Source organism: Serratia sp. PAMC26656 (genome assembly GCF_016469055.2).
Classification (GTDB): domain Bacteria; phylum Pseudomonadota; class Gammaproteobacteria; order Enterobacterales; family Enterobacteriaceae; genus Serratia; species Serratia plymuthica.
Map to the genome: position 1 here is coordinate 3,181,312 of NZ_CP150486.1, position 19,240 is coordinate 3,200,551.

29 protein-coding genes are annotated in these 19,240 nt (G+C 53.1%); 4 read left to right on the forward strand and 25 right to left on the reverse strand.

The genetic code is table 11. The features are described 5' to 3' along the window. Nucleotides 1-103: 103 nt before the first annotated feature. Genes JEM67_RS16010 through JEM67_RS16040 form a run of 7 tightly spaced genes read right to left on the reverse strand, consistent with a single transcriptional unit; the run spans nt 104 to nt 6,528 of the window. On the reverse strand, nt 104-517 hold the full coding sequence (locus JEM67_RS16010; RefSeq protein ID WP_233527896.1) for a head decoration protein: 414 nt from the start codon (nt 515-517) through the stop codon (nt 104-106). Then, complete coding sequence (locus tag JEM67_RS16015; RefSeq protein WP_199639587.1) at nt 517-1,152, reverse strand: DNA primase; 636 nt, start codon at nt 1,150-1,152, stop codon at nt 517-519. The genes JEM67_RS16010 and JEM67_RS16015 overlap by 1 nt, the downstream gene beginning before the upstream one ends. 2 nt (nt 1,153-1,154) lie before the next feature. Continuing rightward, nucleotides 1,155-2,006 carry a S49 family peptidase gene (locus tag JEM67_RS16020; RefSeq protein WP_129939241.1) on the reverse strand — a complete coding sequence of 284 codons (852 nt, stop codon included), beginning with the start codon at nt 2,004-2,006 and terminating at the stop codon, nt 1,155-1,157. Further along, the gene (locus tag JEM67_RS16025) at nt 2,003-3,640 is read right to left on the reverse strand and encodes a phage portal protein (RefSeq protein ID WP_199639585.1); all 1,638 of its coding nucleotides are present in this window, start codon (nt 3,638-3,640) and stop codon (nt 2,003-2,005) included. Before JEM67_RS16025 ends, JEM67_RS16020 begins: the two co-directional genes overlap by 4 nt. Continuing rightward, entirely contained in the window at nt 3,640-3,903 is a 264-nt protein-coding gene (gpW, locus tag JEM67_RS16030; protein WP_199639583.1) for a gpW family head-tail joining protein, read from the reverse strand. Before gpW ends, JEM67_RS16025 begins: the two co-directional genes overlap by 1 nt. An 8-nt stretch (nt 3,904-3,911) precedes the next feature. Further along, the gene (locus JEM67_RS16035) at nt 3,912-6,017 is read right to left on the reverse strand and encodes a phage terminase large subunit family protein (protein WP_199639581.1); all 2,106 of its coding nucleotides are present in this window, start codon (nt 6,015-6,017) and stop codon (nt 3,912-3,914) included. Then, nucleotides 5,959-6,528: a hypothetical protein gene (locus JEM67_RS16040; RefSeq protein WP_199639579.1), complete on the reverse strand. Its 570-nt coding sequence runs from the start codon at nt 6,526-6,528 to the stop codon at nt 5,959-5,961. The genes JEM67_RS16035 and JEM67_RS16040 overlap by 59 nt, the downstream gene beginning before the upstream one ends. 324 nt (nt 6,529-6,852) lie before the next feature. Between JEM67_RS16040 and JEM67_RS16045 the strand changes: the two genes are divergently transcribed. Continuing rightward, nucleotides 6,853-6,987: a hypothetical protein gene (locus JEM67_RS16045; protein WP_255520030.1), complete on the forward strand. Its 135-nt coding sequence runs from the start codon at nt 6,853-6,855 to the stop codon at nt 6,985-6,987. Between the two features lie 13 nt (nt 6,988-7,000). Here JEM67_RS16045 and JEM67_RS16050 read toward each other — a convergent pair whose 3' ends face one another. The 17 genes from JEM67_RS16050 to JEM67_RS16130 form a co-directional block, all read right to left on the reverse strand. Next, nucleotides 7,001-7,645 (reverse strand): hypothetical protein, encoded by a 645-nt coding sequence (locus tag JEM67_RS16050; RefSeq protein ID WP_199639577.1) that lies wholly within the window; start codon nt 7,643-7,645, stop codon nt 7,001-7,003. A 49-nt stretch (nt 7,646-7,694) separates the two neighbouring features. Further along, complete coding sequence (locus tag JEM67_RS16055) at nt 7,695-7,949, reverse strand: DNA polymerase III subunit theta (RefSeq protein ID WP_199639702.1); 255 nt, start codon at nt 7,947-7,949, stop codon at nt 7,695-7,697. A 465-nt stretch (nt 7,950-8,414) separates the two neighbouring features. Continuing rightward, nucleotides 8,415-8,945, reverse strand: a complete 531-nt coding sequence (locus tag JEM67_RS16060; protein ID WP_426406331.1) for a hypothetical protein — start codon at nt 8,943-8,945, stop codon at nt 8,415-8,417. A 94-nt stretch (nt 8,946-9,039) separates the two neighbouring features. Then, entirely contained in the window at nt 9,040-9,513 is a 474-nt protein-coding gene (locus tag JEM67_RS16065) for a lysozyme (protein WP_199634965.1), read from the reverse strand. An 8-nt stretch (nt 9,514-9,521) separates the two neighbouring features. Beyond that, nucleotides 9,522-9,767 (reverse strand): phage holin, encoded by a 246-nt coding sequence (locus JEM67_RS16070; RefSeq protein ID WP_126527897.1) that lies wholly within the window; start codon nt 9,765-9,767, stop codon nt 9,522-9,524. 630 nt (nt 9,768-10,397) lie between these two features. Then, nucleotides 10,398-10,676 (reverse strand): hypothetical protein, encoded by a 279-nt coding sequence (locus JEM67_RS16075; RefSeq protein WP_199634951.1) that lies wholly within the window; start codon nt 10,674-10,676, stop codon nt 10,398-10,400. 104 nt (nt 10,677-10,780) lie between these two features. Further along, nucleotides 10,781-11,473, reverse strand: coding sequence for a bacteriophage antitermination protein Q (locus tag JEM67_RS16080; protein WP_233527543.1), 693 nt, complete (start codon nt 11,471-11,473; stop codon nt 10,781-10,783). Nucleotides 11,474-11,525: 52 nt separating this feature from the next. Next, nucleotides 11,526-12,515: a DUF968 domain-containing protein gene (locus tag JEM67_RS16085; RefSeq protein WP_199634950.1), complete on the reverse strand. Its 990-nt coding sequence runs from the start codon at nt 12,513-12,515 to the stop codon at nt 11,526-11,528. Further along, nucleotides 12,503-12,883 (reverse strand): RusA family crossover junction endodeoxyribonuclease, encoded by a 381-nt coding sequence (locus JEM67_RS16090; RefSeq protein WP_199634949.1) that lies wholly within the window; start codon nt 12,881-12,883, stop codon nt 12,503-12,505. Before JEM67_RS16090 ends, JEM67_RS16085 begins: the two co-directional genes overlap by 13 nt. Then, nucleotides 12,880-13,428, reverse strand: a complete 549-nt coding sequence (locus tag JEM67_RS16095; protein WP_199634948.1) for a phage N-6-adenine-methyltransferase — start codon at nt 13,426-13,428, stop codon at nt 12,880-12,882. The genes JEM67_RS16090 and JEM67_RS16095 overlap by 4 nt, the downstream gene beginning before the upstream one ends. Further along, nucleotides 13,418-13,651: a hypothetical protein gene (locus JEM67_RS16100; protein ID WP_199634947.1), complete on the reverse strand. Its 234-nt coding sequence runs from the start codon at nt 13,649-13,651 to the stop codon at nt 13,418-13,420. Before JEM67_RS16100 ends, JEM67_RS16095 begins: the two co-directional genes overlap by 11 nt. Next, nucleotides 13,648-13,995 (reverse strand): hypothetical protein, encoded by a 348-nt coding sequence (locus tag JEM67_RS16105; protein WP_199634946.1) that lies wholly within the window; start codon nt 13,993-13,995, stop codon nt 13,648-13,650. Before JEM67_RS16105 ends, JEM67_RS16100 begins: the two co-directional genes overlap by 4 nt. Then, the gene (locus tag JEM67_RS16110; protein ID WP_426406332.1) at nt 13,992-15,050 is read right to left on the reverse strand and encodes a hypothetical protein; all 1,059 of its coding nucleotides are present in this window, start codon (nt 15,048-15,050) and stop codon (nt 13,992-13,994) included. The genes JEM67_RS16105 and JEM67_RS16110 overlap by 4 nt, the downstream gene beginning before the upstream one ends. Next, complete coding sequence (locus JEM67_RS16115; RefSeq protein ID WP_072271402.1) at nt 15,047-15,229, reverse strand: DUF4222 domain-containing protein; 183 nt, start codon at nt 15,227-15,229, stop codon at nt 15,047-15,049. Before JEM67_RS16115 ends, JEM67_RS16110 begins: the two co-directional genes overlap by 4 nt. Then, nucleotides 15,201-15,443 (reverse strand): hypothetical protein, encoded by a 243-nt coding sequence (locus JEM67_RS16120; RefSeq protein ID WP_199634967.1) that lies wholly within the window; start codon nt 15,441-15,443, stop codon nt 15,201-15,203. The genes JEM67_RS16115 and JEM67_RS16120 overlap by 29 nt, the downstream gene beginning before the upstream one ends. A gap of 198 nt (nt 15,444-15,641) precedes the next feature. After that, nucleotides 15,642-16,175, reverse strand: coding sequence for a YmfL family putative regulatory protein (locus JEM67_RS16125; RefSeq protein WP_199634944.1), 534 nt, complete (start codon nt 16,173-16,175; stop codon nt 15,642-15,644). 27 nt (nt 16,176-16,202) lie between these two features. After that, nucleotides 16,203-16,400 carry a Cro/CI family transcriptional regulator gene (locus JEM67_RS16130; RefSeq protein ID WP_064290951.1) on the reverse strand — a complete coding sequence of 66 codons (198 nt, stop codon included), beginning with the start codon at nt 16,398-16,400 and terminating at the stop codon, nt 16,203-16,205. Between the two features lie 99 nt (nt 16,401-16,499). Between JEM67_RS16130 and JEM67_RS16135 the strand changes: the two genes are divergently transcribed. Further along, nucleotides 16,500-17,150 carry a S24 family peptidase gene (locus JEM67_RS16135; RefSeq protein WP_199634943.1) on the forward strand — a complete coding sequence of 217 codons (651 nt, stop codon included), beginning with the start codon at nt 16,500-16,502 and terminating at the stop codon, nt 17,148-17,150. Between the two features lie 61 nt (nt 17,151-17,211). Then, a complete protein-coding gene (locus JEM67_RS16140; protein WP_199634942.1) occupies nt 17,212-17,616 on the forward strand; it encodes a zinc ribbon domain-containing protein in 405 nt (134 codons plus the stop codon). Between the two features lie 40 nt (nt 17,617-17,656). Here the strand turns inward: JEM67_RS16140 and JEM67_RS16145 are convergent, their stop codons facing one another. Beyond that, on the reverse strand, nt 17,657-17,860 hold the full coding sequence (locus JEM67_RS16145) for a DUF2767 family protein (protein WP_199634941.1): 204 nt from the start codon (nt 17,858-17,860) through the stop codon (nt 17,657-17,659). Between the two features lie 229 nt (nt 17,861-18,089). On the opposite strand from JEM67_RS16145, the gene JEM67_RS16150 reads away from it, so the two are divergent. Continuing rightward, nucleotides 18,090-18,572, forward strand: coding sequence for a hypothetical protein (locus JEM67_RS16150; protein WP_199634940.1), 483 nt, complete (start codon nt 18,090-18,092; stop codon nt 18,570-18,572). Nucleotides 18,573-19,240 lie beyond the last annotated feature (668 nt).

The following is a 19,240-nucleotide window of genomic DNA, read 5'->3' on the forward strand; positions in this document are numbered from 1 at the left end:
ATTCTCTCTGTGTCCCGACCTGTTGGCCGGGATAAATAAAAGACGCACAACGCCCTGCCCGGTAAGGGGCATGCGAAGAAAGCGATGAAATTAAAACGGGTGTTTAGCTGGCAGGTGCCTGAACGCTGTCGCGCAGGAAGATACCAAACGGACGGAGCGCAGGTTTGAGCGTAGCGAGCGTCCAGCTCGGATCGAAGGTAATGCGGTTCTTGTTAATTTCGGCCATCAGATATACGCCGGCTAACGTGTCCGCCACGGTGGCATTCACATCATCAGCCAAAATGGCTTGCGGAACCTGGCTGCCGTCGGTTGCTGTCGCCACGCTCAGGGTGTATTTCCCGGAAGCGGTGATCACGCCCAGTACAGTACCGCGTTTATAGGTTGCCGCAGAACCGGTCAGGATAGTCACCGTATCGGATACCACCTGCAGAGGACCGGACAACAACTGATCCGGGATGAAAGTGTCATGCTGTACGCCTGGCACCCAGGCATTTTGCCCCACTGAAGTCACAGTCATTATTTTTTACCCTTAACCTGGTTATAGAGAGCGGCCGCACGGGTGACCACTGTGTTTGCATTCCCTGATGGGCCCGCATCGTCATTGCCCAACTGATGGTTTTCCACTTTGGACATGCGCTCATCCAGAGATAGACGACGCGACTGCTGCGGTGCCTGCATCGGGCCGGAGCTTGCTAGCACGCGGATAGCGGCGGCCGAGCTCATGCCGGTAGTGATGGCCAGCGAAACGGCCAACGGGCCTTTGCCCGCGGCAAATTTGCTGCCAAGAATGCGGGAGATGCGGTCACGCTCGGCGCGGCGGCCTTGTTTGACGTCACGATCTTCTTCTTCATCATCGCCGTCATCATCGTCGCCTTCGTCAGCATCTGCGTCGTCGTCATCGTCTGACGCGCTACGGCCTTTGGCTTTTTTAGACTTTTCCTTGTCCTTATCATCTTCGTCGTCAGAGTCATCATCTTCTTCTGCACGCTTAGATTTTTTGGACTTATCCTTGTCTTTATCACCGTTATTTTCGTCCTCTTCCGCACGACGGCCTTCTGCCTTTTTGGACTTTCCTTTCTCATCTTCATCTTCTTCTGACGCGTTGGCGGAAAAACCAAACAGGTGTGCAAATCCTCGAATTTTCTTTGACATCGTTACTCTCCAACTAATTGTAATAAATCGCGGAATGCCGCATCAGGCGAGGCCACTTGATCAGCCAGCCCCAGTTGCACACCGTCAGCGCCAAGGAAGCAGGCGGCTTCGGTATCCCGGACAGTTTTCTCTGTGATCCCGCGATTGCGAGAGACGGTACTCACGAACAAACGCCCCATTTCATCAATATCTGACTGAATGGCTTTTCGCGCCGTTTCGCTTAAAGGTTCATACGGATTGGACTCTGCCTTGCGGTCGCCGTAGGTAATAATGGTGACCTGCAGGCCGTCATTTTTGATTTTCTGTGACCAGTCAACGTGCATCACAATGACACCGACAGAACCCACGCCCCCAGTACGCGGCACGATTATCTTGTCCGCCGCACTCGCCAGCGCGTAAGCTGCTGAATAAGCGCTTTCGGATAAAATGGCCCAGACCGGTTTGCTTCCGCGTGCGGAATAAATCTCGTCAACGAGGTCAAAACACCCCGCAACTTCACCTCCGGGCGAATCAATATCAAGACAGATGGCTTTCACTTCACCGTCATTCAGTGCCCGCAGGAAACAGGCGCGAATGCCGTCATATCCCGTCATCCCGCTGTAAGGCCGCAAGGTGCCGAGTTTCTGCACCAGCGTGCCCTGAATTGGGATAATGGCGATACCTTCCACCACGTCATATCCCGTATCACGGGCCGCTCGGGAGAAAGAATCATCATCGTCATCCCAGTCAGACATGGACTGAATACGCGTCAGTCCAAAACGGTCAGTCAGCGCGGCCATGACCACTTCGGCCTTTCGGGGGTGCAGCGCCAGTGGGGTGTTAAACAGACGCTGTGCTAAATGGGGTAAATTCACTGTGCCTCCGGATCTTTAATTGTTTGAGGTGCAAAGGTATCCGCCTGCGCCCATGTTGGAACCGGCAATCCGCGCTCCCGGAAGGCTTCGATTTCGCGGGCGCGCTGATCGAGAAGCTCTTCCCAGTCCTCGCCAACGTTCTCTGACACCTCCATTTCCAGTGTTGACATGCCGGAATCCATACCGAGAATTGCGCCTTTTTTCTCTGCCACCGGATCGACCCAGCCACGTCCCGGCCCCATCCACTGCGCACGGCAATACGCCGCCTTGGCCGCCAGAAACTCCGGCGAGCAGGCAGGAAGAGGCACTTCACCAATATCGTGAAGTTCTTCAATAAAGCTGCTGAAAATGGGTTGGGCAAAGCCGCTGGCAAAATCGTCGCGGCGACGCGTCAGGGTTTTCCAGGCCTCCAACATGGCTGAACGGGCTGAGCTGTAATTCACATCAGACCAGTCCTGTGTTAACTGCTGGGTTGAAATACCCAGGGCAGCTGCCACGTTGCGTAATGCTGCGCTTTCGAACGCCGCAAAGTTACTGGTTGGGCGCGCCGCGTTCACAGTGTCGATCTTTTCCCCAGGGGCAAGGATTGGCATCCGCGCGCCACTTTGCAAAGAGATGCGTTTATCATCGTGATACTCAGTGCGCATATCCTGATAAGCCAGCACGTCATCCGTCTGAAGTGAATCCGCGAATAAGCTCGGGTCATAGGGCGAGGTGATGTATGCACCAAATACGGCATTGAGGATCGAGGACTCCAACTCCACCTCATCGTATTTGATCAACATTTTCAGACGCTGAACGATGGGCGTAAAAATACTGCTGCCCCGATGTTGAGCAGCGCGATCGCCGTCAAAGTCATGCACGACAATCGGACGCCCCCAGTCTGTTTCACGCATGACGCGTTCCCACGTCATCGTTTTTTCAGCGCTCCACCAGTCGCCCATGTGGGCTTTACGGATGTGATACGCCACCGGCACGCCGTCGTCGTCAATTTCTACGCCACCGCGAATGTTCAGCATATCGAAAACCTGCTGCGGGTTGCTGAGCCGGTCCGGGTCAATAATTTGTATGGTCGTTGCATAGCGCGCGCGACCATGCCCGAGCCGATCGGTACGGTATTGCAGAACGGCCAGCGCATCGCCGTCCACCAGCTTATGGCGAAACGCCAGACGCAACATCTGGGAAACCGTTTTTTTCCGCTCAACGTCGCAGTATCTGCCAGGATCATTTGCCCAGTTACGCCACGCAGCCTCAACGGCCCGACCATACTCATCTGCCCATTTAGCATCAAAAGCTTTCAGCCCGGTTTGAAGTGCAAGGGCACGGTAATCCACTTTAGCGATCGGGCGAAAATTAGCCCCAACGGCATTATCCAAAATGCGGGTTACGCTGCCTGATGCCCAACCGTCATTACGTGCCATGTCGCGAACGCGGGAAACGATGCGGTCTCGGTAGATATTGACCTCATTATCCGGCGACCAAAGCGCTGGCTGCCAGTTCGCCATCGCGTCACTGAATGAATCTGCTGCGTCATAAGGCACGCGGCCGGAACCGTTCAACATGGAGACCTTTCGGCTCGATGGGGGTAATGGCCGGCCGTTTGGCCCGAGAATTCTAACCTCTCCGCTTTTCATCAATACCGAAACCTTAACGTCACGCGTGGACGTTTAACGATGCCTAACTGAGCCTGAAGAAGCTGGATCAGTGCGGTGAGCTGTCCAATATCTGTCTGTTGATAGGCAACAGAGCGCGTGCCATCGCCCTGCGTGTAAGAGAAAGACACCCCCTTCGCACCAGTCGAAAGCTCGATATAGGCCTGCTGTGCGCTTGTTAGCGCGGCCTGTAACTGGTCACGCGTCATCGCACCAGCCAATAGGCTGGAATTGGGATTAAACATAGAGGTCCTTAAGCGAGGCGCTTATGCAAAGGTTTACGTTGAGGCTTTTCAGGCTCACTGATGATGACGCCAGGAAGGCGCAAGTCTTGTTTTTCCTCCGGCACCGAAACAGGCGGTAATAGAGAGTCCGGGTTAGTTTCGACAGATAACGCACGAGCATTCAATTTAAGCCCTGAATGGAACAGACCGCACAACGCCGCGTACGCATATACCCGGCAATCCAATGCCTCATTGGCTTTACCGGCGGGTAGCTCCCAGACGCTGTAGCGCTGACCAGCCGCTTCTTTCATTACCAACCGCTCAGCTGTAAGCTGAGTGAAATACCCCATATCCCGATCTGTTGAGAAGTGCATATAACCAGGACCAGGCTGCTCAATGTGCAAACGTGAACGGATGGAGTCTTTTGCCGAGTTGACGCCGAGGATAATGGGTCTGAACTTTGCTCTGGTTTTCGACGTTGGTCGTTTATTCGGCCAAATTGGGGAACGCTTACCGCCTGTCGCTGATTCCCCTTTGATGGCCCAGATCCGCCGGCCCAATCGCTCCTGAGAGAACTCATACACTTTTTGGGTATGGTTACCGCCTGAGTCATGGCAGGCCGCCATAATGGTTAATCCTCTACCATCCTGACGACGCCACACCTGCTTAAGATAAGCATCCAGCCTTAACCACGGCTCGGCCGTCTCAAGATCCCCTTCAATAACATCGAAGGCAACCGACCAACTTTCTTCGTCCTTACCCCAGCCTACAACCTCAACTTCCAACCTGTCGTTTTGTGTATCAATGCCCGCAGTCAGAACAGCTACCCCATCAGGAACTTCTGCTCCAAAGACCTCACGTCGGGCAAGCAGAACATCAACCGGCAGACGTTTTCCATAGTTTGGGCGGTGTGGCAGGCCCATCTGCGTATTCCACCAAGCTAACTCTTTATCTGGATCACCTTTGGCACGTAGGTATTTCTCCGCAATGTCGGAAGGCTTATCTTTTTGCCAGGGGCTGAATAGCTTCGATGCCTGGTACCCAGCGTGAATGTTATCCACCCCCAAAGCACCACAAGTAGGACAAATTGCACGATGCACTGCGTGGCGCTCTGATTCTGACCATTGCCATACTTGCCCAACAGCAGTTTCATCATCGGCATGCCAGGCCTGCTCATAAATATTTAATGGGACATGACGCTGACCGCAACACTCAAATGGTTTGGTTTGATGCCACTGAATAGTTCTCAGTGCGCGTAGGCGATTCCCTTCAGACCAGCCAGCCCCGCAGCTTTCACAATGAATCATTGCCGCTTTCGTGTTGTGCTTATCACCTTCGGATGTCCAGTGCACATGCTTAAAGAAATCGGGAAACTGGCGATGACCGCAGTGAGGACAAGCTATCGAGGCCCGACGCTGATCAGAATCCGCATAGCTGGCCGCAATTCGGCTTTCATCCTCTACCGTCGGCGAACACGCCCGCACAGACAACCAGTTAAGGCCAAAGGTAGCGGTACGCTCCTCAGCCAGGGTAATTGGATCACCCTCACGGGTAATTGGGTACTTATCAACCTCATCGGCCAGCAGGACACGGATCGGGCGCCGTGCAAGGTTATCCGGGCTACCGGCACCGGCCAGAGCCAAAAAACCTCCCGTGAACGATTTATACAGCAACGTTTCTTTCGAATTCTTCTGCTTGTTGCCGCCCACCAGCCGTCTTAATGCCGGGGTAACTCTGACCAGCGGGGTAATGCGCTCTTTGGAAAACTGTTCAGCGGCATCCTCTTTTGGTTGAAGCAACAACATGGGGCACGGATCAAGATGTGCAAAATAACCGAATAGATTTTCCAGCAATGCCGTTTTCATCAACTGGGTACAGCACATCACCGTAATGATGTGAACCCCAGATTCTGTTGCTGCCAGCATTGGGCCGCGTGCAATTTCTACCGTAGCAGTCTCCCAGTCTCCCGATGTACTGCCTGCTTCTTTCGCCAACTTACGGTACCGGTCAGCCCAGTCAGGTACACTGATTCGTGGTGGTGGAGTCCAGGCTTTGCGAATGCTTTGGGTTAATCGGTCATGTTTCGTCTGCGTTAAACTCAGGTTCGCCGAGGCCGGAGATGTGTTTATGGACATGTTCTATTAACACCTCGGTCATTCTGTCGGCGGGAACATCCAGATCAGCCGCCATCAAAGGTGCCACCCTTGAAGGCCAGTTCATCCAGGCGTCGCGCTGTTCCCGGAAAGCGGCAAATAAGACCGCCTCGGCTACAGACAGCTCTACCAATTGCCCATCCTCTTTTTCGAACTCCAGCTTTGTTAACAAGGCCAGGTAATTCTCTTTTACCCTGCTGGCTTCTTCCCGCGACATTTCAGCACCGGTCTCCAGCATGATCTTTTTTACAGCATCTTCTGTGCTGTCATCGTCAGCGGTGTTAACCGCGACGTTAATGGTTTTTTTCTTAGCAGCATTTTTTGCCCTCGGATCTTTACTATCACGCAAGGTGGCTAAGGCTTTATCGCTTGCTTCTACGTTGATCAGTTCGCCAGCGAGAACGATATATTTGCCTGCTTTGATCCACCGGCCGACGGTCTTGCGATCGACACCGGCATGCTTGGCATAGTCAACTTGCGTCATCGTTGTCATGGGACATTCCGCATCAATGGGACATTGGGACATCGGTGTGGGACATTTTTTTGTGTCCCATGTAAATGTCCCACCAAGAAAATTAGGCAAACACAGCGCGGACGCGGGTTCACGAAAAATCCTCGCATGGGACATGGGACACAAAATGAAAAACATTTCGCTGGTGAAACCGCACGGCGCGCAATGCCCGTGCTTTACAAAAGTGCTGGGAAGGACCCATTTTTTTCTGGATGCCCCGGGGAGGGGCACTGGCTCAAATTTTTTTGAACCGCACCAGGTAGGTCACTTCATCACCCGGATGAATGAGGTCATGACAGTAGCAGTGTGCCGTGGTCTGGTCTGGGCTTGGTGTTGGGTTGCCTGTTGCGTACGGCTTCGGTGGTGGCGGTGGTGGTGCTGGACGCACGACTTTATCTCCACGCTTATATGGTGGTACCGTTGGCGCTTTCATTCCCATGATTGACTCCTACTATCACTTGGCTGTTCTCATAGCCTCGGCCATTGCCCGGCTTAGCTCTGTAGGCATCAGCGCACTGGCCATCGCCTGTGCCCGGTCGAAGTAACCCAACGTTGGCTTAACGGGCAACGCATCACCGAACTGGATCAGCAGCTTCGGCGCCGGCATTTTCATGCGAGGCTGCCGCGTGCCATTGGCTGAGCGCTTACGCCGCTTCTTGCCCTTCTTGCCTTTCTTGGCCTTACGTCGCTGCCATACACCATTCGTGCCGTCTACATCGCCAACGAACACATCCGACTTAGCTTTGAGCTGCGTCATCTTGTTGCGCGTCAGGTTGCCGTATTTATTCAGCTTTATGTTCTTTGGGTTAAGCAGCGCCTGGCTGTTCAGCTTATGCTGGCCACCGAATTCGAATGGCTCCAGATAGCTGGCGGCGGTGTCCATCACAAACACCTTGGCCTTTAGGTTGTTTTTCCGGGCGCCGAACGATTTGACGGAGTTGACAGTAAATGGTGTGGGGTTCTCCAGATGGCGTTTAAACGCGGTTTTCTCCGCCGTCTCTATCTGTCTGGCTACGCTGGTTAGCGCCTGAGCGGTAGCAAACGGGATTTGCTTGCGCACGCTCTGTAGTTGCGCCGACAGCTCTTTTAAACCTGCCATGCTACCCCCATAAAAAAACCCGCCGTAGCGGGTCGTTATCGAAGCTCTGTTACTTCTTGCCGTTGGCCTCAGCCATTTGCAGATAAACCGGTGCGGAGCCGGTAGGTAGCCTTTTGCTCACCTCACGGTAGTGCGCCACCCGCTCGCGAAAGTACTCACGCAGATGCTCAGGCTGCTCTCGCTCCACCTGGTCAGCTATCACTGGCTGGTTCATGCGCTCTTTGTACGCAACGCCTGATGCTGCAAGGTCTACGTTTACCTTGTCCATTTCTTCTTTTGGCAGATTGCCGAGATTGTATGACATGGGATCCTCCTATTGGGGAGGATTATACATCAGCATTATCGGTAGCACTCAGTGAATGCCACCTGTAATACCTCACTGCACCTTGGGTGGCGGCGGGGTCGGGGCTGGCTTGACATAGTGCTCCGGTGGTGGCGGATTTCTACCGCACTTCTGCATGCAACAAAAATTCTGCCGTGGCCTTGGAGGTGGCGGCGGAGGCGATGGCTTGATGTAATTGGCTGGCGGCGGAGGATTGCGCATGCAGCCCCCACTACGCTTGCCAATAAATATCACGCTCAATGCAAAACCGAGGCCGAGGTACATCAAGGCACTCTCAATTTCGCTCATAGTTCCGCCCTTTTGGGACTGTTTTTACCTTCATGCTGATGCACTTCATCATCAGCCAATCCCATTTTGTTAAATAAGCGATAACCAGAATGGGCATTACCCAGCGGCGCAGCCTGACTTCACATACCAGATTGCATGTCATTGCTTTATCCTTTCCGCGTCTAACTGACGAATCGCCAGCAGTTGGTTGTTCGCCTTGTCGAGCGCAGCCAGCAGCGGATCAATCCACAGCACCGCCTGGCAATATGTCAGGGTGCCGGAGGCAGTGGTGCCAGCACCGGTTGCGTCAGCGTCGCCGGTATCGGCTGACATTGCGCGGGTACGTAAACTGTTCGTGTAGTCGAGCAGCCCACCAGCAATAGCAGCGGGAACAGCCAAATCGCACGTAGGCTGATTTTTGAGGATTGTCCGGTATTCAATTTCTTTCCCCTGGGTGGCCGCGTCGGTGGTTATTCCGTGCTGGCTTGCTGCGGTGCTGATTGCATTGGCACGCTGGAACTGAAACGACTGGGTAGCAATAGTGGTCGCCTGCAGGCTGTTATCGCTCTGAAGCTGCTTAACCTGCTCACCAGCCTTTACCGCGTTACCGTGGAAGTGAAAAGCCAGCCATGCCAGCCCCACGACGATAAGCAGTAGTACTCCTGAAATAGCTACGATTAAACGATTCATGATAGAAGCAACCCCACAGCCAGGAAGAAGGGCCATGCGTCAACTCCAGCCAAAGCCATAAAACCGGCAAATAAAAAACAGATGCAGTTCATGATTATCCCCAGTTGCAGATCTCGCGCTCAATCTCACGCCGGTTAATCAGCCCCTTCCAGACCTTGCCACCAGCTCTATTCCAGCGGCGCATTTCATCGCAAGCGCCAGCGCTATCGCCAGCATTAAGCTTTTTCAGCAACGTGGAGGACTCGAAGGCTTTAACACCGACGTTGTAGCTGAAGCTGATCAGCGCCGCCTTCTGGTGTTCACTGGTCGGCACCTTTACAGAACGCTCAACTGAACGGACGAAAGGCACAAGGTCTTTATTCAGCATCGCCTTGCATTCTGCTTCGGTGTACGTTTTGCCGGGTATGATGTCCGCCCCTGTATGCCCGTAGCAAACCGTCAGCACGCCAACAACGTCACGGTACGGCTTGTACTCCACGCCTTCCAGGGAAGGGATGAGAACCGCGGCGATCGCCATAGCACCACCAGCAACCGCACCTACGAGTTTTTTCTTTAACGACGCAGCAATCGCCATGCTTAGTCCTCCGCCGGCGGTGGTGTGACATATCCGGCCTTGAGGGCTTTCTCATAGGCTTTTGTCTGGCGATTCTTGAAGTAGAAGTTCATCACGGCGGTGATCGCACCGATCACGAAGCCGCCCACTACCGCAACCTGATTCCAGTCGAGGCCATGTAGCCATTGCAAAATGCCGCCTCCACACACCAACGTTGCAGAGGTGCAGTAAGAAATGAATGTGGTGATTTTCTCCGGCATGATTTTCATACCTCCCCCTTCCGGGGTTTAGTCCCGGTACCGGGTGATAGATAAGGATTAGCGCCGCGAATGCGTGGCGACATACGTCAGTGAGTGAGGCATTGGGCGCTAAATATGAGAAAGGCCACGCGGTAGCGCAGCCCTGTAATTGACGAGATTTATCATTTTTACAAATAATAAAGCAAAAATAACCACACATAAGCTAGGCTTAAATTACTGGATAAAATTCCAGAGCACTAAGAGAAAGCCAAGCCTTTCGCCCTGACTACCTTTGCTGGTTCGGGCGATTTTTTCTCTTGCAACAAGCCGTAAACGAGTCGGCTATCCGGGGTGTGTCGGATGTTGGCTGGGGCTGAAATGCAAAAAGGCCACGCATAAGCGCAGCCATTAATGATTGTTGTGACACCAGGGCGCTACCCCTGCTTACTTCCTGCCGCTCTGTTTTGGTATTGGCCGCCAGTTGCTGCGGCTCAGCCGATTTACAGGTCTTTGCGTCGGCCGGCGCTGCAGTGCGCTTACACACATCACAACGGAAAGAGCACTGCTTAATTCAACAGCTATCAGGCATATATGGTTTCTCAGGACCGCCCGATAGCGGCCCATACTCCAGCGCTTGCAGTGCTCTTACCTGTTGTACAGCTACCAGCAGCGCTTCTCTGATTCGAATTTCTCAGCTAGCTTATCTGCATCAGGCAGCAGAGCCCAGGTGATATAAAAATCATGCGGCAGCAGCTCGCTACCCATCCAAGGGTAAATACCAACGTGATAAACCTCGCCGTCCTCTTCTCTGGCACGGACAAATCCATCATGCCAACCATCGCAAGGATTGAACACAAGCACCGCGCGGCCATTCAGATCAGCGGTCGGTAATTCGCTGGCGGGTCGGAAAACGAGACTCTCGGTAACGTGTTTTGACATCCTACCTCCAGATACGAGAAAACCCCGCCGAAGCGAGGTTTTTATTTTGGTGCCGGTCATTACATTTGTGGCACGATATCAAATTAACGCTAAATATGGCCTATTTAATTAACTTTTGCAATACCTTGCTGCGAAAATGTCGATTTTTGTTGTGATCGTGATCTTGAAAGTGCCAAGAGCCCATCACGGTCAAGGCTTCGGAAGATGCCACGCATCAGTGTCCAGTAGGGGTTGTAGTTCTTCGACCAGTTTGGGGGCGAAACCTGAAGCAGCGCCGCGACATCCTGCAACTGGTACACCTCACCGCCTATTGTTTCCGACCGCACATCCTGAGCCGCCAGCCAAATGAGCGCCCTCAACCGCTCTATCGTTTTCCCAGCGATCTTCTTACCCTCTATGCCGGCTTTGAATTCTGACCAGGCCCACTGGGTGATTTCCACTTGGTGGCTAAAGGCCAAATCCCCCGTATAGCACCATGCGAGCCAGGAGCGCTGATGACCATTCAAGGGGTATACAGCCCGGCGCCACGATGTCGCTAAAAATGTCTCTGGCTCTATCAGAGCAATCGCGCCAGAACTTGGCCGCGTTTCTGTACCCGGCACCGGATTACTATGAACAACGATCCGGGTACCGTCTGGCTCTACAATGGTGCGACGCTTGCGCTTCACGCGCGTTGTGCTGACCTGTGTTGACTCAGTGAATGCCTGCAACTGCCCTTTCGTCTTTCCGCTTAGGTCAGCTGTTGCCATCATGAAGCTCTCGCGAATGTACTGCAGATATTGCTGCGTCACGATCATGCTTTAATCTCCAGGCGTCTGGCCCGCATGCCAGCTCGCCTATACTCCACACTTAAGAAATGGCACCGATGGACAACGAGTGGTCAATGAACCTGAACCACACCTCGATCTGAGTGCCGTACTCTTCTTCCCACCGTGACATGTCACGATGCAATTCATCGTGATGTTTTCGACAGAGCGGGATGGTAAAAAAATCGTGTGCCTTGGTGGCCATGCCGCCCTGCCCGTGGCCGATGATGTGGTGTGGGTCGTCTGATGGGTTGCCGCAGCACGCGCACGGCTGAGACTTAACCCAGCGAGTAAATTTTTCGCTCGTCCATCGCTCACGCTTGGGGATCTTGAACAATGCCTTTGGCGGCTCCGGATCGATTACCAACACCTTTGCAGCCTTCTTGGCTATCTCGGCCACTATCTGCCGCGCCGCCGGAGTATGCGTGATATCTGCCTCTCGTTTGACGCCACTCGGGACTGTGTGGGGCTTAATGCGAAGCGATGCCGCCGCCACGTCTTCCGGTATCAGATCGATAACCTCATGTACCCACGCCCACCAGCAAAGCTCTGGCAGCGTCAGTTGATGGCTTTCGTCGAACATGAAGTGGTGCCGGGCGCGGTACACCACAAAATCGGCAATATTCTGCTCTGCCAGCTGCTTCATCTCCGGCAGGCTCTTATCACCGTGGACATGGGAATGGTGCCAGCAAAGGCGGACTGCTCCGCCAAAGACGCGCAACGTATCCATGTTTTTATCGTGATAGGTATCCGGCCACTGGCAATCAAAACTGCGCCCAAGCCAGCTCTCCAGGCTGTTGATGCCACCAGCAGCGGCAAGAACACGTTCATGCATGAAGAACGACTTGAAGCGCGGATCGCTGGCCAGTTGCTGCTGTACCGCCGGCAGTGGGCCTGTTGGCATATCGCGAAACTCAGGTGGTACTGTGGCCACCAGCACCCGGTCACCGAACATCGGCAGCAGTTCTTCGTCTGGCTTCAGGATGACTTGCCCCAACTCGCGGACAACGATCCCTTTCATCAGTCCGCGCATGGCACCACCTCGCTGATCCGAAGTTCGACCTTACCGCCCTTGATTACTGGCCCCCACTTAGCGTCGATATGCTTAATTTGGCTGTCATCGATCCACACGCCAGCCTGCGTCATGGCATCAAACAGTGCCTTGAAGAAATTATCTAAGTCCCTGCGGGCTTTAGTCGGTGGGCAGAACACCACCTGCACTGAAATATCCGCGCTGATAGGCTTCGGTCGGCGGCGCAGTTGCTCCATCACCTGGGCGATAGCTTCTGCCTGAAATGCTCTGCCGCGCTCACTGACCAAAGTACGCCCTCTGGATGATCCTTTGTTCGGAGAACGCCAGTAGCCGTTTACGCTTGGCGGGAATGGCAATGTTAGAATCATGCTGCCACCTCGCGCAGTGCATCAGCGCCGATACTGAGCAGTTCAGCCCGGCTTATTGTCGTGAACTGGCAACGTGGCTTGATGAATGGACGCCAGATCAGAAACATGCTGCCCTTGTTGTTGCCGTTTTTCCCTGGCTGTCCAGTAGCCGCGTTGATGAACGACAGCCGGCCATCGGTGATCAGCCTTATCTCATCGACAGACTGCAGCGCCAGCGAGAACCAGCCCACCGAAATATCTGCCGGCAACAGCATGACGATCGGCTGATTTTGTACGCGGCACTGCTCTTCCGCTTTCTCAACCCATGGCGCCGGTGCGCTGTAAGGTGGATTGCACCAGATGGCGCCGTAGCTCTCCCAGTCAACCGTCAGGGCATTATCCTGCTCTGTCAGGTAACGAGCGCAGAGGGCGTTGCTATGGTCTGCTGCCGCGTCCAGGTAAAACCCAAATTCGACATCCAGCGCGCTGAATATCTCGATCGGGGTCTGCCAGCGGTCTTTGTGCTCTGCAGGTGTTTGGCTGGCGCCAAGGTAATCAGATTTCATTCACCCTCCCTGGCACAAAGCGCGCCCGCAGCTTGATCATGCGATAGTTGTAATCGAATGGAATTTCTCGACGAACAATCTCCCATCCATTTTTCCTGGCTAACCGTTGTAAATCCTGCCTTTCACACCAATCGCGGCGAATGCGACAGATCGACCACCAGCGCCATACCCGGTGTACCACCGCCAGCAGTGGCAAAACATCAATGCCTGATACACACTTCATGCGGCCTGCTCCTCTGCGGCTACCAGGCGGTAGAAATAAACCAGCTTGCCCGTGTCCGGATCCTTCAGCGTGCGTTTTTCTTTCACCAGCCCATGCACTTTAGGGTCTACTTCGCGCAGCCTGGCGCTAATTGCGGCCTGTGTGTCGGCCACGAAAAACATCATGAATACGGTTCGTTCAAGGTCGCGGAGCGTCATCCATGTAGGGCCAGCAGCGGCCTGAATCACACGGCCCATTTGATTTTCAGGGGTATCCTTCAGCATGCCAGCCAAAATTAAACGGCGGATGCCGCTGTTAACACGCTCGCTCTCGAACACGTCTACCGGAATCGATAATTTTCTCATTGTGCCAACCTCGCTAAGTCGTTCTCGCTGGCCTTCGACACTGCCTGCGCCCAGATACCAGTCCATGCCCGACGGGCATCGTAATCACTCATGCGCCCCAATGATCCGGCCATTTCCTTAGCCAGTGTTTCCACCTCGTTTTTTGGTTTACGGCGTTGAGATACCAGGCGGGTGTAGGCATCCTCACGGGCAGCGCTATCAAGCTTCTGAACCTTCGGCATGTCATTGGCTCGCTCCTCCTTGACCTTGAGATAGCATTTCTCGGTGATCAGGTAGTCGAAGTCCTTTTTGCGCCACGTCTTGCCAGTGTTGGTGTCTGGGCGGTCTTCCAGCATCCAGCGGCACTTTTTCGAGATGAAACGCAGGTAAGCGCCCCATTTTTCGAGGTTCAGTTCGTAGTCAGCCCAGAGTTTGCGTAGTTTCTTGCGGCGTTCGTCCGTGATTTTTAGAACGACTGGCAGTTCAGGCAGTGTGGTGTGGAAGATTTCCTGCACGGCCTTGTAATCGATTTTGAGAGAATCCTCTTGCGGGTCGGCTGGCGGAGCCGGCTGACGTACAGGTTTTTTCTCTGTAGTAATCTCTGAAGTATTCTCTGTGTAATCTCCTGTATGAATGAATGCGGGATTTCCCCCATCTGGCTCGGGGGTTTCCTGCAGACTTGTCGGCTGAACTTCCGCATTCTTGTCTGCTGGTTTGTCGCATTCTTGAATGCGGGATTTCCGCATACTGGATTGCTGGTTTTCCGCATACTGAATCAGCAGGGCTTCCAGCTGGTTTTTGTTAACACGGAAGTAGAGTTTTGCCGGTACCCCCCTGCGCTCCTCTTCCAGTACGCCAGCGGCAACCAACTTTTTCCGGGCACCTTCCTGCTCATAGCGTGACAGACCGGTTTCAGTCGTCAGCTCAGCCTGAGTTTTGTAGAACCAACCATCCATGCGGTTTTGCCAATACACCAACTGTGAAAGCAGTACAGCCCCGGTAACGCCAGCGCCCAGCCCAACAAAAGAAGGCTGAAACGCTATTGGGCGATCCAGTAACTGCATTAAGACGCTCATTCCTGCACCTTCTTGAATTTGGTACCAAAGTCTCTGCGCGGGCATGCGCAGTCATACGGATAGCCTGGACGCCGGAAAATGACGCGCTGATTGACCTGATCGACACCAATCACACGGACAATTACGCCGTGACTGTCACGACAATCCATTTCAAACGGCACGATTACCTCGTTTTCCATTGGATCCCCCTTTCAGGTGTTTTGGTGTGTGGAATCGGCAGTATTGCCGGGCTTGAGTGAGACAATCGTCGTAGATGCGCCCCTTCCTGCTGGCTTGAGACATACGGCGATACAGATCGACCGCCTCCTCTGCCCCCCTGGCGACATCCTCGGGGAAACCTTCGCCAACAAGCTGCGTCACGACGTTTTTGCGGATGAACTCGATAGGGTTCATAGGCACACTCCCGGAGCTGGAAGCGCCAAGTATTTGCAGCGGGCCACAACTTCCTGCAGCGCGCTGTGGGTGACAGGCAACCAGCCGCCCGGTATTCTCATCACATAACGCAGCGGCACTAACGGTTTGGCGCAGCTTGAAGCCACACAACGAAATTGCCCACGCAAACGAGATTCTGTTAATCTGTTCATGCGTTAATTACTCCACACGTTTAATTGATGCACTCGACGCCCGGGACCGCATATCCTGGGCGTCACCCTCTCCAAACATCATCACTGTCACGGCGTAGATTTCCGCCACCAGCGATTGGATCCGGTAACCCTTCGCTTTAAGCTTTTTACTTTCGTCGTTGTCCAGCACACCATCAGCTGTAAATTCGTTATGTGCCTTGGCGAACAAGCCCAGCGCAGACATCAGTTCGTTGAACTTCACCAGCAGCTCTTCATTGTCCACCTGCTCGATTTCCGGCAGCCTTACGAAGACTCCACCAGCCCGCTTACACATGGCCTCGGTGATATCACTACGGCCTGAGATTGACTCCATTTCTGCTGCCATACCCAACGGCACTACCTGCCCCGATACTTGACGAACGCGGTTACGTAGTGCGTTTTCAGTGCCGGCTACCGGATCCAACTGCTGCGCCATCGCGCTGTACTTGCCTGGGAACAGCGTGATCAGCTTGTGTATCGCTTCGCTGATGTCGTCCTGGGTGGGAAAGTCTTTGTTATCCACAAGGTTTCTCCGCTTCTGTGGTTTTGGTTAAGCCGCTGGGGCGGTAGACTTTTTGTAAAGAGAGAGATCGACTTTCAGTTCACCACCAGTAATAACTTGGATTTCGAATGCTCGACCTTTGGGAATAATTTTCCCCCAGCCCGATACGGAGGCATGTGACAGCCCTAATGCCTTGGCTGTTTTGCCCACCCCATCGAAGTACGAAATAACATCATCTTTTTTCATGGCTCACTCTTTGGTAAGGGAATGGAACACTTGGATAGTAGGATATCTTACATTAAAGAGTCAAGGAATCCTACATCACTAAATGGTAGGATTGCCTACATGGAAATGAATGACCGAATTCGATCAAGACGCAAAGAGTTAAAGCTAACTCAAGACACCTTAGCCAAGCGTGTAGGGGTCAATCGTGTCACCGTCACTGGCTGGGAGTCGGGTGACTACAAACCTGGTGGTGAGAACCTGCAGGCACTAGCTGCTGCGCTAAGCTGCAATCCACACTGGCTTCTTGAGGGTGGCGATATTGACGAAAACATCACATATGTAGGCAAGGTTCGACCAGGGCTTATCCCTGTAGTTGGTGATGCCGTTTTAGGAGTTGATGGCATGATCGACATGGTCGAATACCGTGGTGGATGGCTGAAAATTTACAGCGATGACCCGAATGCCTATGGGCTTCGTGTCAGGGGTGACAGCATGTGGCCACGTATCCAGTCAGGTGAGTTCGTTCTGATTGAACCTGGCACAACGGTGCATCCGGGTGATGAAGTTTTCGTTAGGACCAGCGATGGCCATAACATGATCAAAGTTCTGAATTACACTCGTGATGGAGAGTATCAGTTCACCAGCATCAACCAGGATCACCGCCCTATCACGATTGCCCGAGCAGAAGTTCAGAAGGTCGAGTATGTTGCCGGCATCCTGAAAGCTTCGCGTCATGTTGATAACGATGCAGTTACAGACGCAATGAACTGAAAGGGAATACGTCTACATAATGCTTTACAACTTATTGATAATTAATAGCTTGGAATAACTGATGGGATTTCTTGTCGTTGCTGCATTATTAGGTTTGATTACAGCGTTTATTGCCCAGAGCAAAGGAAGATCCTTTGCTGGATGGTGGGTGTATGGGTTCTTGCTTTTCATCGTCGCAATAATTCATGTGCTTATCATCCCATCGGAAAGAAAACACTCAACCACCAACTCACCATCATCTGGTGAATCAAGAGATTGTCCATATTGCGCAGAGCCTATTAAACGACAGGCGTCAAAATGCAAGCATTGCGGAAGTGACGTTGAGCCGCTACCTGTATCAATCTCGGTTATGGGCAATATAGAGGGCGATGGAACAAAAATTCATTGGAAGAGAGTGCTCGTCATAGTCCTTTCAGTGACCATTACCTACCTCATTATTACCAAGATTGGTCCGTTAATTAAGTAAAATCCTAAACTGATCTATCTTCCATATTGATTTTTATTACCTACCGTCCATCCTCCAACTGTTCGATCGCCAGCTTGATCGGCAAGTTCGATTCTCCAGTCAATTCCATAATTTTCCAATGCAACAGCTTTAGCTGATAAGCGACCTGTCCCCTGCTTATTTCCTCGCCGCTCTGAGCCTGCATCAAACAACACTGCCCTACAACCCTACACGCCTCGTCGTACGTCGGATCTGAATCTGACATGGTCACTTCCTCCTAGACGCTTTCCTGATAATACCCACACAAGCAAAACGACACACGTTAAAATTTAAATGTAAGACTACCTACCAAAACGCATTGACATAAAATGTCAGATATCCTACATTAAATCCATCGACAGCGAACAGGCAGGACGCCCACGAAGTAGCCGCCCGAGGCACACGAAGATCGGGATGATTCGCTTACCAGGTTCACAGCAGAGGGTTACACGACGATGGAAACAATCTGGAAGAAACCAACAGAGACGCCAGACATTAAGCGTGGCGATGACATTAAGGTGTGGGGACTGGTTGATTTTTACCAGTATTCGCAAAAATGGGGAGGCCTCGGCGCTGACGGTAAGGCCGAATGCAGCCTGACCCTTGAAAAAGTTGAACGCCGCGTTATCGAAATGCGGTTTGCGCTTACCGCCGCTACCAAAGAAGAGCTGGCTGAATTTAATGATAGTGGGGGATTCCCCGAAGGCGCTCCCGGCTGGCCTGATAACTGGGTAAGCGAAGACGGTGATTTCCTTGGCATAAATGGATTCTACCGCGATTACTTCGAAGAAGGCGGCATGTACTACGATTACCTGAAACCAGACGATAGCGGCAGGTTGGTGATTAAGCACACCTACGGACGGGACGAACCGAGCACCGTTTTTCTGGCTTGGGCCGACTTCATGCGCCCATCAGTTCCCGACGCACTACCGGAGTGACACCCAACGCGCCCTACGGGGCGTACTGAGGCAATCATGAGTGAACGAGGCGCATGGTGGTTGGCAGTAACTGTTTTGTGTCTGGATTTTTGGTTGGTTGTTGGTTTTGTCGTAGTGGTGGCAGTCGCCGGGTGACCGGCGCACATCGGAATGCTCACTCGCCCTTTCCCTCAGTTCTGGGAGCGGTGGAGAATCCTGAAACTCATGAGTGAGCAGCCCAATGTGGTTTAAGGCTGGGAACTTCGGGGGCGTTGTTTACCAGCCACCACACCTAATTTGGCGAAAGCCACACCGAGTGGAAGGCGGTTGCCCGGTTTGCGCGCTACACAATAGCGGGGGAAAACCGGGGCGGAGAGCAAACCCCGCGCATTGGGACTTGATATTCCTGATCAGACCAATAAGCCGACTGGCAGCGTTACTGCCCTTTGTTCCCACCCTGGCAAGGTAGCGCTGCCGAACCAGGGTGGGAATATCGCACACAACGTAAAGAGCACTGACGAGCAAGGCATAACGGTGTGTTCAATTCACGCCACCTAGACCAGAACGTTAGGCGATGGGCAACGAAAAGGTCCGTTCGATTCGGACACCGGCAGTGCTCTTTCCGTTGTGGTATCCGGTGATGGGCGGGCTACCTCTCCGCCTGTGGGTTCAACTCCCGCCACCACAAC